The sequence below is a fragment of the Bradyrhizobium sp. CCBAU 11430 genome, from assembly GCF_028128855.1.
Lineage (GTDB): Bacteria > Pseudomonadota > Alphaproteobacteria > Rhizobiales > Xanthobacteraceae > Bradyrhizobium > Bradyrhizobium ottawaense.
The window spans coordinates 266666-280609 of record NZ_LBJV01000070.1 but is presented as its reverse complement, the minus strand read 5'-3'; the positions used below and the strand labels follow the sequence as shown (position 1 = coordinate 280609).

General features: G+C 65.1%; 10 protein-coding genes. 5 read left to right on the top strand and 5 right to left on the bottom strand.

The window, feature by feature from the left end:
- Nucleotides 1-51 precede the first annotated feature (51 nt).
- Nucleotides 52-1209: an acyltransferase family protein gene (locus XI04_RS31070; RefSeq protein WP_038972567.1), complete on the bottom strand. Its 1158-nt coding sequence runs from the start codon at nucleotides 1207-1209 to the stop codon at nucleotides 52-54.
- Between the two features lie 294 nt (nucleotides 1210-1503).
- On the opposite strand from XI04_RS31070, the gene XI04_RS31065 reads away from it, so the two are divergent.
- The gene (locus XI04_RS31065; protein WP_038972568.1) at nucleotides 1504-2319 is read left to right on the top strand and encodes a response regulator transcription factor; all 816 of its coding nucleotides are present in this window, start codon (nucleotides 1504-1506) and stop codon (nucleotides 2317-2319) included.
- Nucleotides 2320-2329: 10 nt separating this feature from the next.
- On the opposite strand, the gene XI04_RS31060 is transcribed toward XI04_RS31065, so the two are convergent.
- Together XI04_RS31060 and XI04_RS31055 are read right to left on the bottom strand one after the other, a co-directional pair.
- The gene (locus XI04_RS31060; protein ID WP_370156552.1) at nucleotides 2330-3082 is read right to left on the bottom strand and encodes a transglycosylase SLT domain-containing protein; all 753 of its coding nucleotides are present in this window, start codon (nucleotides 3080-3082) and stop codon (nucleotides 2330-2332) included.
- Nucleotides 3083-3180: 98 nt separating this feature from the next.
- A complete protein-coding gene (locus tag XI04_RS31055; RefSeq protein ID WP_271608335.1) occupies nucleotides 3181-4317 on the bottom strand; it encodes an alpha/beta hydrolase family protein in 1137 nt (378 codons plus the stop codon).
- Between the two features lie 940 nt (nucleotides 4318-5257).
- Between XI04_RS31055 and pgm the strand changes: the two genes are divergently transcribed.
- The 4 genes from pgm to XI04_RS31035 all read left to right on the top strand — a co-directional run bounded on the left by pgm (nucleotide 5258) and on the right by XI04_RS31035 (nucleotide 10050).
- A complete protein-coding gene (gene pgm / locus XI04_RS31050) occupies nucleotides 5258-6952 on the top strand; it encodes a phosphoglucomutase (alpha-D-glucose-1,6-bisphosphate-dependent) (protein WP_370156556.1) in 1695 nt (564 codons plus the stop codon).
- 287 nt (nucleotides 6953-7239) lie between these two features.
- Complete coding sequence (locus XI04_RS31045; protein WP_038948371.1) at nucleotides 7240-8289, top strand: aromatic ring-hydroxylating dioxygenase subunit alpha; 1050 nt, start codon at nucleotides 7240-7242, stop codon at nucleotides 8287-8289.
- A gap of 5 nt (nucleotides 8290-8294) precedes the next feature.
- Nucleotides 8295-9059: a GntR family transcriptional regulator gene (locus XI04_RS31040; protein WP_271608333.1), complete on the top strand. Its 765-nt coding sequence runs from the start codon at nucleotides 8295-8297 to the stop codon at nucleotides 9057-9059.
- 10 nt (nucleotides 9060-9069) lie between these two features.
- Complete coding sequence (locus XI04_RS31035) at nucleotides 9070-10050, top strand: PDR/VanB family oxidoreductase (protein ID WP_038948369.1); 981 nt, start codon at nucleotides 9070-9072, stop codon at nucleotides 10048-10050.
- Between the two features lie 217 nt (nucleotides 10051-10267).
- Here XI04_RS31035 and XI04_RS31030 read toward each other — a convergent pair whose 3' ends face one another.
- Together XI04_RS31030 and XI04_RS31025 are read right to left on the bottom strand one after the other, a co-directional pair.
- Nucleotides 10268-12229, bottom strand: a complete 1962-nt coding sequence (locus XI04_RS31030) for a putative bifunctional diguanylate cyclase/phosphodiesterase (protein ID WP_271608332.1) — start codon at nucleotides 12227-12229, stop codon at nucleotides 10268-10270.
- A 167-nt stretch (nucleotides 12230-12396) separates the two neighbouring features.
- Nucleotides 12397-13899: an FAD-dependent oxidoreductase gene (locus XI04_RS31025; protein ID WP_028141782.1), complete on the bottom strand. Its 1503-nt coding sequence runs from the start codon at nucleotides 13897-13899 to the stop codon at nucleotides 12397-12399.
- Nucleotides 13900-13944 lie beyond the last annotated feature (45 nt).

The window sequence follows — 13944 nt, the reverse complement described above, 5'->3', positions numbered from 1 at the left end:
GCGGCAATGAAGCAAGCCGCATCGGGCCGGCAGGGACGGAGCGGGGGGCGTTCAGCGCGTGCCGGCCGCAGTGGCGGCGATGGTCGGCGGGAGGATTGATCGGTCCGATCCCGCCGATGTCAGACGGTGCGCCAAATCCTGCGCGCGCCGTTCGACCAGATGCCAGGTCGCGCGCGCGACGAGATAGCTCAGCGCGGCGGTGACGACATAGGCGATGAGCAGCGAGACCAGTCCATCGGCGAACGGCCAGAGCTGATGCAGGCCGTAGATCACCGCGAAGTGCGACAGGTACATCGAATAGGAATTGCGGCCGACCGCCTCGAGCGGCTGGAAGCGGATCGCAAGCTTGATGCAGCCGGCAACCAGTGCGCCGAGCACGAGGTTGATCATGAGATAGTTGAATTCGTGCGAGCCGGTTATGCGGTTGGCGACGAAGGACAGCGCGATGAAGACCGCGTAGATCGCTGCGTCCGACCGGGCAAACCCGTCGCGTAGCGCGAAGAACAGCGCGCATCCGACCAGGAAGACCGGAAGCTGGTTCAGGAAGCTGATGTGCAGCGTGGTCCAGACGAACGCTTCGTGACCTGGACCGTAATAGGCGGAGAACAGCGCGAAAGCCCACGGCTTGAACAGGCAGACATTGACGAGATGCAGCACGATTGCCAGCGCGAGATAGAGATGGCGGCGCGATCCGAACGCGGTGATCAGAAGCGGGAAGACGAGATAGAAGGTCATCTCGGCCGCGATCGACCAGTCGCCGGGCACGACGCTGTTGACGCTGTCCGGCCAGAAGCCGTGCAGGAACGTCGCGGTGAGGATCACTTGAGCTGGCCCGATGCCGCCAGGCGCGTTGTCGCTCGGCCCGGTGCCGTTGATGACGAGGTAGATCGGGATCGCGAGCCAGAACAGTGGCGCGATGCGCAGGAAGCGGCGGATATAGAACTTCCGCGTCGGACTGGTTTCGACGCGCTGCGTCCACATCAGGCACATCGTCATGGCGCTGACGAAGTAGAACACGTTGACGCCGGTCCAGCCGCACATGAAGGCGTAGTCGACGGCGTGGATATTTGATGGAAACGACTGCGAGACGTGGATGGCCATCACGCCGGCGATGGCGAGGCCGCGCAGGACATCGAGCGTGTGCGAACGGCCGAACGGCGCCGTGCCTTGCTCGGTTCGACCGGCAGCCAACCGGGCCTGCCCCTGCATCACGTCTGCTCCGTGGTTCCACATTGTGCGGGCGGGACAATAGAGGCGCAGGTGGGCCTTCCGAAGCCGAAGGCCATTTTTACGTTAACCGGCGGTTGAGTCCGAAGCCGAATGTGAGGGATCGGCGGCACGGGCCGGCGCAAGGCCCCTGCGGGGGCCGCCCTGCGCTATGATGCGCGGAATGAGAATTGTGGGCCAATTCATACTTAATCCCTAGAGACCATGAGCAATATTGTTTGCGCGTCGCAACGCGCCTAATATTCCGGCAGGCAATTTCGGGGGCTCGAACAAGTCGTGAATGTCCGTTCACATGACAGCGCATTGCGCGGTGACTTGAATTTCCAGGTCGGGTCCCAGGCACACAGGACACCCAAGACCGTGGTTGATTCCGCACTTAAGGAGTTGCGTCCCGCCGGCCGCGAGCGGCTGATCGTCGTCGAGGACGATCCGGTGACGCGGACCATGCTGGTCGGCTATTTCAGCGAGAACAATTTCGACGTGGTCGGCGCCAGTTCCTGCGCTGAGTGCCGCCAGGCGTTGCGCGCCCGAACCGATCTCATCTTCCTCGACGTGCAACTGCCCGATGGCGACGGCTTCGAGCTCGCCAAGGAGATCCAGGCGACCAGCAACGCGGGCATCATCTTCGTGACGCGCCGCGACACCGACGTCGATCGCATCCTCGGCCTCGAGATCGCCGGCGACCACTACGTCACCAAGCCGATCAATCTGCGCGACCTGCTGGCGCGCGCACGCAGCGTGCTGCGGCGACGCTCGCTCGACCGCAAGGCGGCGCGCAACCACAATTCGATCGCCTTCGGCGACTGGATCATCGACCTCACCCGGCGTGAATTGCTCGGCAGCGACGGCAAGCCTGTGGCGCTGACGCGCGCCGAATTCGACCTGCTCGCGGCGCTCGTCGGCGCCGACGGACGGCCGCTCAGCCGCGACTATCTGATCGAGGTCGTCAGCAACCGCCAGGCCGAGGTCGACATCCGCACGGTCGACGCGCTGGTAGCACGACTGCGCCGCAAGCTCGTCGGCAGCGGTACGCCCGTGATCGCGACCGTCACCGGCGTCGGCTACAAGCTCGCGCTTAGCGAGCGGCTATAGGCACTTGTTGTCAGCGCGATGCGACGCGCTTCCATCGCGCTGCGATGCGAGCCTTGATCTGGCTGACCCTGGCCTCGTGCGAGGCCCAATAGGCGCGGCTGGCGGCTGCAGTGCCTTGGCGATAGCGGGCATAGACGGCTTTGGGCTGCGCCGCCATCTTCGGGCGGCTCGCCGGTTTTGCCGGAACTGCTGCAGGTGCTGCGGAAGTGGGCCGGGGCGCCGGATCCGGAGCGGCCGCAACGTCGGTCTCAAGAGCCTTCGAATCCATGGCGGAAAGACGGTTACGGGCGCGGTTGCAATAGACCTGCGACCGCGCGGTCATCGCTTCCTCGCCATGGCCTGCTCGATACTTCATGAGCGCGCGGCACATGTCCCCGCCAGCCAGCCGCCACGCCTGGCTGAGATAAAGCACCCCATAATGGATGTTGATGTCGGGTTCGGCGAGTTCCGCCTCGCTGCCCTTGAAGCCCAGCATCGCGGCCGTCTCGGGCCGCACCTGCATCAGGCCGATCTCGCCGACGCTGCCGATGACGGCCGAGTTGTAGCCGCTTTCGACGAAGACGACCGCTTCGGCGATATCGGCCGGCAAATTGGTGTTTGCGGTTTCTCGCTCGATGATCTTCCGGATCATGGCCCGGGATGACGGCGTTTCGCCGGCACCGATCTCCGGCCTGGAGATCGCCGACGTCGTGTCCGGCCCGCCCAGATCGCCGTCTCCAGCCTGTGCGCAGATCGGGGCCGACAACAGCAGGACGACCGCCACGTGTCTCCACGTCGCGCCGAGATTGGAGTATGCCCGATCCCACAGCATCGGTCCGTCATAGAGCCCCGGAGTTAACAAACCGGCCTCCGCTGCGGCGACTAGCGCGCGCGGGCGCTCTGATCGGTGGACGTCGCTTGCGCAGGTTCAGCCAGCCGGTCGTCGATCGCATAGAGCGTACAGGTGGGCGACCATTTCATGCAGGCCGCTAGCGAATCGCGCCGGGCGTCGTCGGCCGTGATGTGTCCCGAACGCCAGCCGTAGCCGCCGTTCGGCGACACCGCGAAAGCCTTGTGCGGCAGCATGCTGGCGAGATAGCGCGCGAACTCGGCCCGCGCGGCCTCGTTGAGCTGGCGCGGCGGCGGCAGCGGGTCGGGCGGGCTCAGGATATCGCGACTGAGGAGGCCGCGCTCGCGCAGGAAGGCGTCGACATAGGGCGTCCATTGCGCACCGCTCGCCACCGCATAGAGGTAGTGGCCGTCGTCACCGAACGGCGGCGCCGCGATGAATTTTGCGTTGCCACCACTGGTGCGAAATCCGTCATGGAGGCGGCGCGCGAGGTCGGGGCCGAAATATGAATCGTTGGTCGCATAGACCCACAGCATCGGCGCGCGCGAGGTCTTGCCGAAGGTGACGAAGGCCTGCACCAGCCCATCGGGATTGCAGACGTCGTCGTCGTCGCGCGAGCCGCGGCCGCCCGCGAAGTTGATCGCGGCGACGAGACCGGCCGGTGCCTGCGCGGTCAGTGCGACGGTGGCGAGCCCGCCGGCGGAATGACCGGCCGCGATCATGCCTGTTGTTGTGACGTCGGTCCGGCGCGCCATCGCATCGATCGCGGCGCGCAAGTCGGCAACCGCGACCGCGGCTGCAGGCAGGTAAGCGGCTTTCGCGCAGCCGCCGACGCTGTCGACGCGACCGCCAGGCGAGGTGCCGTAGCCGCGCCGCATCACGATCAGCGCGGCAAAGCCGCGCCGGGCGTATTCGAGCGCAATGCCGTAATATTTATGCGCGGACATCGTCGCGCGGTCGTCGAAGCTGCGCGGCGAGCCGTGGCTGAGCAGCGCCAGCGGATAGCGCTTCGTCCCGGCCGGGCGCACCAGGAAGGCCTCCAGCCCCTGTGGCCCGGCCTCCGCCATGGGGATACGGAGATCCTCGGTGTAGAACTCCGCAGCACGCGCCGGCGCACCGGCCACGACGAGGCCGGCGATCAGCAGAAGCAGCTTGCGTGAAAGAGCCATTGGGCGATTCGGAGGGCCTCGATGGCCGGAAGCATAGCATGATCTCCTTGCTTGAACCGTGACCTCGCAGCTATCGCCGTCGTCCTCAGGATGACGGGACGGGCGCCGCCTGTGTCGCCCTCTGTCAACCCATCCCCACAAAAATATTCCACTTTGCCGAAATTCGGTTTTGTCGTATCTATCGCACATCCCGGCTCACCCAAGAGGGGCGATCATGTGTCGTCACGCATCGCGAGCCGGGTTTGCGGTGGACGCGGCAGCGTCGGCACGAGAGGCGCGGGCAGGGCGGGTAGTCCCTGTGAGCCCGAGGCTTCGTGCGGATGAGCGGCGCTGCTGGGCTTCGTCTCGTCTGTAAGTTTCCGGCTTCGTCGACAGGGCTGGAAAAACTGCGGCGAAATGGCGGGCCGTGTGTACGGCAAAACCGTGTGGTCCTGGCCGTCGTTGCTACGGTCAAGTCCTGCGGAGGTGCGAGCGAGCCCAACCGGGCAGACTGCATCATCCAATTCGCGGGGCGAGGGAGGCCAGAAGGAATGGTCGGCTCCCGGGAGATCACGGCATAAGCCGTCCAACCACTGCGCAGGGAAGGCCGAGTGATTGGCCACACCTGTATGCTGCTGTGCGGTTCTTTCTGCGTGTGCATTTCGCGCAGCGGACCGCGGGTGCGAGCCAGCACCCGGCCTTCCCTGCGCCCTCTTGGATTAGAGGGTGGAGCGACGAAGCAAAGCTCGGGCGAATCAAGCCGCGAGGCCGCGAAGGCATGTCCTCATTGAAGATCTCACATCGATGATGCAGGCTCAGATTCATGACCGTCGCAAGGCGAGCCTCCGTTTCGCGGTTGCGCGGGTATGACTCTGGGGGGCGCGGACTTTCGCTGCAGCCACCTACCCAGGGAACGCCTTCCCCACCGCGGGTGTTGTGCCCCTTGGCGGGGACCCGGCCGATGCTATGGTGTCGCGCTATCTCAGTACGACAGGACGAGGATATTTCAGTGGCTGATGTTCATCCCGGGGCGGGCAAGCAGGCTTCGCCGGACGCGCTCACCAATATTCCGCGGCTGGTGACGGCCTATTTCGCCGGCAAGCCCGACGTCGCGGATCCCGCGCAGCGCGTGGCGTTCGGCACCTCCGGCCATCGCGGCACCTCGTTCAAGAACACTTTCAACGAAGGCCATATCCTCGCGACCACGCAGGCCATTTGCGACTACAGACGGGAAAAGGGGCTGACCGGACCGCTGTTCATCGGCATCGACACTCACGCGCTGGCCGAGCCGGCACTGGTCAGCGCCGTCGAGGTGTTCGCCGCCAACGGCGTCGACATCATGATCGACAAGGACGGCGGCTACACGCCGACGCCGGTGATCTCGCACGCGATCCTCACCTACAACAAGGGCCGCACATCGGGTCTCGCTGACGGCGTCGTCATCACGCCCTCGCACAATCCGCCGGAGGATGGCGGCTACAAATACAATCCGCCGCATGGCGGGCCGGCCGATACGGATGTCACGGGCGTGGTCGAGAAGCGCGCCAACGCCTATCTCGCCGGCGGCCTCAAGGGCGTGAAGCGCATCGACTATGCCAAGGCGCTGAAGTCTTCGAACGTCCATGCCACCGACTTCGTCACGCCTTACGTCGCCGATCTCGGCAATGTCGTCGATCTCGACCTCGTCAAATCCGCCGGCATCAAGATCGGCATCGATCCGCTCGGCGGCGCCGCCGTACACTACTGGCATCCGATCATCGAGCGCTACGGCCTGAAGGCCACCGTGGTGAACGAGGCGATCGACCCGACCTTCCGCTTCATGACGGTGGACTGGGACGGCAAGATCCGCATGGACTGCTCCTCGCCCTACGCGATGGCGAGCCTGATCGCGATGCGCGACCGCTTCGACGTCGCCTTTGCCAACGACACCGATGCCGATCGCCACGGCATCGTCACGCGCTCCGGCGGCCTGATGAATCCGAACCATTATCTGGCGACTGCGATCTCCTATCTGTTCGCGCATCGTCCGAACTGGGGCAGGGATGCTGCGATCGGCAAGACCGTGGTGTCGAGCTCGATCATCGATCGCGTTGCCAAGAAGCTCGGGCGCAAGCTGGTCGAGACGCCGGTCGGCTTCAAATGGTTCGTCGACGGTCTCCTCACGGGCGGCTTCGGCTTCGGCGGCGAGGAGAGTGCGGGCGCCTCGTTCCTGCGCCGTGACGGCACGGTGTGGACGACCGACAAGGACGGCGTCATCCTTGGCCTGCTCGCCGCCGAGATCATGGCCAAGACCGGCCGCGACCCCAGCCAGCTGTTCAATGATCTGACCGCCGAGTTCGGCGTGCCGCATTACGCGCGCATCGACGTCGCCGCGACCGGACCGCAAAAGAACATCCTCAAATCCGTCACGCCTGAGCAGCTCGGTCTGAAGGATCTCGCCGGCGACCCCGTCCGCGCAACGCTCAGCAAGGCGCCCGGTAACGGCCAGCCGTTCGGCGGAATCAAGGTCGAGACCGATTTCGGCTGGTTCGCCGCGCGGCCGTCAGGGACCGAGGACGTCTACAAGATCTACGCCGAGAGCTTCCGCAGCACCGAGCACCTGACGCGGATTCAGGAGGAGGCCAAGGCAGGACTGGCGAAGGTGTTCGGGGCGTAAAGCGCCGGACCAAATCGCCGTATCGCCTTCTTCGACCAAGGGTAGGTCTCGCCATCACACGGTGTCATCAGTGCGCAATTGCGCACAGGGGGCGGGCGATCCGGGCAGAAATTGTCTGAACCAATGTCCGCTGCGGAGTCCTGGATTCCCCGCTCCGAATCGCTTCTGCTGGTATGTATACATTCATGAAGCTATAGGTATCTAAATACGCCGATTTCGGCCTTGAATAATTCCATCCCTCAGCTATTGTATACATAACGCATACATACGCCGTGGGAGTGAGACCAATGACAAAGCCCTTCCCCATGAATGCCTGGTACGCCGCGGCCTGGGACGCGGACGTGAAAGCTGCGCTGCTGCCGCGAACCATCTGCGGCAAGCATGTCGTGATGTACCGGAAGGCCGACGGTGCGGTCGCCGCGCTGGAGGATGCCTGCTGGCACCGTCTGGTGCCGCTGTCCAAGGGCCGGCTCGAAGGCGACACCGTCGTCTGCGGCTATCACGGCCTGAAATACAACGCGCAGGGGCGCTGCACCTTCATGCCCTCGCAGGAGACCATCAACCCGTCGGCCTGCGTCCGCGCCTATCCCGTGGTCGAGCGCCATCGCTACATCTGGCTCTGGATGGGCGATCCCGCGCTGGCCGATCCCGCGCTCGTGCCGGACATGCACTGGAATCACGATCCGGCCTGGGCCGGCGACGGCAAGACCATCCACGTCAATTGCGACTACCGCCTCGTGCTCGACAATCTCATGGACCTCACCCATGAGACCTTCGTGCACGGCTCCTCCATCGGCAACGATGCGGTGGCGGAGGCGCCGTTCGACGTCACTCATGGCGAGAAGACTGTCACGGTCACGCGCTGGATGCGGAACATCGAGCCACCGCCGTTCTGGGCGAAACAGCTCGGCAAGACCGGCCTGGTCGATCGCTGGCAGATCATCCGCTTTGAGGCGCCATGCACCATCGCCATCGACGTCGGCGTGGCGCCGACAGGCACCGGTGCGCCGGAAGGCGATCGCTCGCAGGGCGTCAACGGCTTCGTGCTCAACACCATCACGCCCGAGACCGAGAAGACCTGCCATTATTTCTGGGCCTTCGTGCGCAACTACCAGCTCGGCGAGCAGCGCATCACCACCGAGATCCGCGAGGGCGTCTCCGGCATCTTCCACGAGGACGAGCTGATCCTGGAAGCGCAGCAGCGCGCGATGGACGAAAACCCCGATCGCATCTTCTACAACCTCAACATCGACGCCGGCGCGATGTGGACGCGCAAACTGATCGACCGGATGGTAGCGAAGGAAAACGGGCCGCAGCACCTTCAGGCGGCGGAGTAGGCCAGGTGAAAGCAGCAGCCCCCGAACGTGAGGTCGACCGCTCCGTCTCGCAGACCGTGAAGGCGCAGCTTGCGCTGCGCGACCAGATCCTGTCCGGCTCTCTGCGGCCGGGCGAGCGCATCTCCGAGCTCCAGGCGGTGGAGACCACCGGCGTCTCGCGCACCCCGGTGCGCATGGCACTGGTGCGGCTGGAGGAGGAGGGCCTGCTGGAGGCGATCCCGTCCGGCGGCTTCATGGTGAAGGCGTTTTCGGAACGCGACATCTCCGATTCCATCGAGCTGCGCGGCACGCTGGAAGGGCTCGCCGCGCGCTTCGCTGCCGAGCGCGGTGTCTCCGCGCGCGAGCTCGAGCCGCTCAAGGAGTGCCTTGCCGCGATCGACGAATTGCTGCGCCAGGTGCCGATCTCGATCGAAGCGTTCTCGTCCTATGTCACGCTGAACGCGCGCTTCCACGCCCTGCTCACGGAATTGTCGCGCAGCCCACCCTTGGTCCGCCAGATCGACCGCGCCTCGGCGCTGCCGTTCGCATCCCCGAGCGGCTTCGTGATGGCGCAATCCGCATTGCCCGAGGCGCAGCAGATCCTGATCATCGGGCAGGAGCACCACCGCGTCGTGATCGACGCCATCGAGAACCGCGAAGGCGCGCGCGCCGAAGCCGTCATGCGCGAGCATGCGCGGCTCGCGGTACGAAACTTGAGGCTCGCGCTGCGCAACCGGACCCATCTCGACCTCTTGCCGGCGCTGGCGCTGATCAAGACCGCAACCGATTGAGGGCAGTGCCATGCGCTTCATCGAAACCTGGATTCCGGCAACGCTCGTCTCGACGCGCGATCTCGCTCCCGGCATCCGTGAATTCCTGATCCGGCCTGATCGGTTCGACGCCGCCGCCTATCCGGTCGGCAGCCACATCAATATCAGCGTGACCATCGACGGCCTGCCGGAGACGCGGTCCTATTCGCTGGTCGGCGAAGCCACCTCGGCCGGCCTCAAGATCGCGGTGCGCCGTGCCGAGGATTCCCGCGGCGGCTCCCGCTACATGTGGCAGCTCGCGCCGGGCGCGCGGCTCGACATCACCCAGCCCGCTTCGCTACTCGCGGTCGACTGGGCTCGCGAAAGCTATTGTCTGATCGCCGGCGGCATCGGCATCACGCCGATCCTCGGTGCCGCGCAGGCGCTGGCGCGGCGCGGCGTGGATGTCACGCTGCACTATGCGGTGCGCTCGCGCGCCGAGGCCGCCTATCTCGACGATCTCGCCGCGATGCTCGGCGATCGCCTGGTCGTTCATGCCAGCGATGAAGGCAGACGACTCGACCTCGATGCGGTGTTCGCATCATTGCCGCAAGGCGCGTTGTCGCTGTTCTGCGGCCCGATGCGGATGCTGGATGCCGCGCGCCACGCCTGGATCGGCGCGGGCCATCCGCTGCCCGACCTCCGCTACGAGACCTTCGGCTCCAGCGGCACGCTGCCGACCGAGACGTTTCGCGTGCGCCTGAAGGGCTCTGATGTCGAGCTCGAAATCCCGCGCGAGCGCTCGATGCTGGACGTGCTCAACGCCAGCGGTCACGACGTGATGTACGATTGCAAGCGCGGCGAATGCGGCCTCTGCGCCATCGACGTGGTCGAGGTCGACGGCGAGATCGACCACCGCGACGTCTTCTTCAGTGACCATCAGAAGCAAAGCAACCAGAAGATCTGCGCCTGCGTCTCGCGGGCCCGTGGCACCATCACGGTGGACACGCTGCTGCGCGCGGACGCGGTTTGAGCGAGCCTTGAGCTGGACTCCATTAAGAAGGAATGGACGGCGCCGCGGGCTCCACCTCTCCCGCTTGCGGGAGAGGTCGCGCCGAAGCGCCGGGTGAGGGCTCTCTCCTCTGAGGGAGTGTCCCGTTGCGGAGACACCCTCTCCTCAACCTCTCCCGCAAGCGGGCGAGGGGGCTCACCGCCGTCGTGGTCGTCACTAGCTCAAATCTAAGTTCCACCTACGCCGCAAACGTCGCCCGAAGCTTCTTCGTATCCAGCAGCGCCAGCACGCCGTCCACCGACACCGGCCGGCTGATCAGATAGCCCTGCACCTCGTCGCAACTGATCTGCCTGAGATAGTCGAGCTGGTCGGCGGTCTCGACGCCCTCGGCGACGACGGCGATGCGCAGGTCGCGCGCGAGCGAGATCACCGATTTGACGATGGCGGCACAGTCGGGCTGCACCAGCATGTCGCGGATGAAGGACTGGTCGATCTTGATGCGGCTGAACGGCAGCTTGCGCAAATAGGTGAGGGAGGAGAAGCCGGTCCCGAAATCGTCCAGCGCCACGGTGACGCCGAGCTGCAGCAGCGCGTTCAGAACCGGCTCGGCCGAGCCGTATTTCGACAGCAGCATCGATTCCGTGATCTCGATCTCGAGCCGGTGCGGGGCGATCTTCGCCTCCGCGAGCGCCTGTACGATGATCTGGAGGATGCCGGCGTTGTGAAACTGCGCGGCCGAGAAGTTCACGGCGACCCTGATGTCGTCCGGCCACTCGGCCACCGTCGCGCAGGCGCGGCGGACGACCCATTCGCCGATCTCGTGGATCATCCCGGTCTCTTCCGCGATCGGAATGAATTCGCTCGGCGGCACCAGTCCGCGCTCAGGATGTTGCCAGCGCAGCAGCGCTTCGAAACCAGTGATCCGGCTTTGGTCGAGATCGAGGAACGGCTGGAACACGAGGAACAGCTCGTTTCGCGCGATCGCGCCCTCGAGGTCGGATTGCAGCGCCTTGCGATCGCGTGACACCCTGTCGTCGCTGGTCTCGAAGAAGCGGATCGTGCCGGGGCCCGCCTTCTTGGCGCGGTAGAGGGCGGCATCGGCATTCTTCATGACGTCGAGCGCCGTGGTGCCGTCGCGCGGCGCCAGCACGATGCCGACGCTGGTCGCGCCCACGATCTGGCGGCCCTCGATGCGGAACGGTTCAGTGAAGGCGGCGACGAAGCGTTCGGCGATCTCGAGTGCATCCTCGGGACGCGCCAGATTGGCCATCACCAGCGCGAACTCGTCGCCGCCGATGCGTGCGACATGCTCGGCGGCGCGCGTGCAGCGTCGCAGGCGGCTTGCAACCTGGACCAGGAATTCGTCGCCGGCGGGATGGCCGAACTTGTCGTTGACCTCCTTGAAGCGATCGAGATCGAGCAGGAGCACCGCAAACTCCTCGCCTGACAATGCCAGCCGCTTGAGCGCGGCCTCGAGCGTCTCGTTGAAGGCGACGCGGTTGGGCAGGTGGGTCAGAGGATCGAGCCGCACGGTGCGCTCCGCCTCGATCTGCCGCATCACGCGCCGCGCGAACGAGAACGAGTTGACGAACACGCCGCGCAGCAGCACGCTGCCGTAGACCACGACGAGGAAGGCGATCAGCAGGAAGGCCAGATCGCCGTTGCTGCCGAGGCAGATCGCGATCCCGACGAAGATCGGGGCCGTGAAGGCGATCGCTGCGATCGGGATGGTGGCGAAGGCGAGCGCGCCGCCGGCCAGCATGCCCGAGCACAGGCAGGTGATGACGAGCTGGCCGCCGGTCGAAGCATTATTGAAGAAGGCGACGGGGACGATGCCCCAGGCGGTGCCGAGGACGAAGGCATTTTGCACCAGCCGGTGCATGGCGCGGCGCGAGACGAATTGCGGCTTGGTGATGCGGCGCGCGGCGCGGGATTGCAGACCGAACATGATCGCGCCGCCTGCGACAGCGCCTGCCCAGATCAACGCAAGAATCCTGTCCGGCGATTGCCACAGTGCGATCGCGAGCACGATGGCGTTGCAGGCATTGGCGAGCATGATGCCGACCGAATAGCCGAGCACCAGCGACATCTGTTCGGCGCGGATATGGCCGGCCAAGGCTTCGTCGGTTGCGGGACCGCCAAAGGCCGACAAATCGCCCGCGAACAGCCGCGCGACATAGCTGGTCGTTTGAGTCCGCATTTCAGAGCCTAGCAGGACGGGCCGTTGGTCGGCTCCTTCAGGGAGAATTCGCCGCAAACCTTTGACGAACTATGAATTATCCCTGACTGCGGCCTTCGCCGCGACCATTTCTGCGTGTTCGTGACGCGATATCGATAACAAATCGATACAAATGCAGACTTCGACACTTACGGAGGCGGCTGGAGGCCCTGTTCGGCCAGGAAATGCGTGAGCCCATCGACCTGCCGCGAGCCCACGAATGCGCCTATGTAACCGTCAGGACGCACCAGCACCCAATCCCCGGGCGACACGGCGTATGCGTCGCGAAAGTGCTCGCTGTCGTCGACGAGCTCGGCATCCGGGCCGATACGGTGGATGTGCAGTCCAGTGCACGCCGATACGGTCTCGCGTTTCACCTGATAGCCAAGCAGCGTCCAATGAGTCCCCTTGAGCAACGCGAACAAGCGTATGGGTTGTCCGGCGGCTCCGCGTAGCGGCGCATCCGGCGCGCGGGCTCCCGCGGACGGGCCTGCCATGCGCCCTGGTTTTTCCAGTGCCAAGGGCGATCCCGGATAGCCGATGTCGAGTTGCTGCACCTCGCGGCCGCGCCTCATGTCGCCGCGCTTGGCCGCCTCCAGCAAGTCGGTGGAAAGGCCGAGCACCTTTGCAGCGACGGGGCGTCGTTCTGCCTCGTAACTGTCGAGCAGAGTTGCGGACGCACCGCCGATAACGCTCGCCAGCTTCCAGCCCAGATTGTAGGCATCCTGCACGCTGGTATTGAGACCTTGTCCACCTGTCGGAGGATGGATGTGAGCCGCATCGCCGATCAGAAATGCACGGCGATCCCGGTAGCGATCGGCGAGTCTCGCATTCATCTGATAGGCCGACGCCCAAAGCACGGACTGGATGCGGATGTCGTTGCGTCCCGTGCGCTCGGCGACCATGGCCGACAGCCCTTCGGCGGACAGATCGATCTCGCCATCGAGCTGAACGGGTGCCTGCAACTGAAACAGCTCCGTTCCGGCCAGTGGGCACAGCGAAATCTGGCGGTCCATCGCGCCATCGTGGAAGCGGTGCCACGCCAGGCGGTCCAGGCCCGTCAGCACGACATCGGCCACCACGGCTCGTACGCCGAGCGTCTTGCCTTGAAAACCAATGCCGAGTGCGTGACGCACGAAGCTGCGGCCGCCGTCTGCACCGACGAGGTAACGCACGCGGATCGTCTCTTCGCCGGCCCGGCCTGAAAGGCGCGCAGTCACACCGTCCTCATCCTGCTCCAGGCCGACCAATTCGTAGCCAAATTCCACCCGCCCGCCGAGTTCGAGCAGCCGTTCGCGCATCACGCCCTCGGTCAGGAATTGCGGGATCATCAGCGCCATGTTGTAGGGCTCGGCCGGGGTGGGGGCTGCGTGCTCTGCAATCTCCGACTCGATGAAGCTGCCGTCATCGCGGTATTTGCGCTGCGGCGGGTAGAGACCTCCGGCGGCAACGATGCGGTCGATGATGCCGAGATCCTCGAAGATCTCGAGGGTTCGAGGCTGGATTCCCTTGCCGCGAGACCCATGGAACGGACCGGCTTGCTTCTCGATCAGCCGAAAAGACACGCCTCGCCGCGCGAGGTCGATGGCGAGCGTAAGGCCGGCCGCACCTGCTCCGCAGATCAGAACGTCCGCCGTGAATTGCTTTGTCATGGCATCCTCAATATGTGTAATATGCACACATTAGGCAGAGGGTCA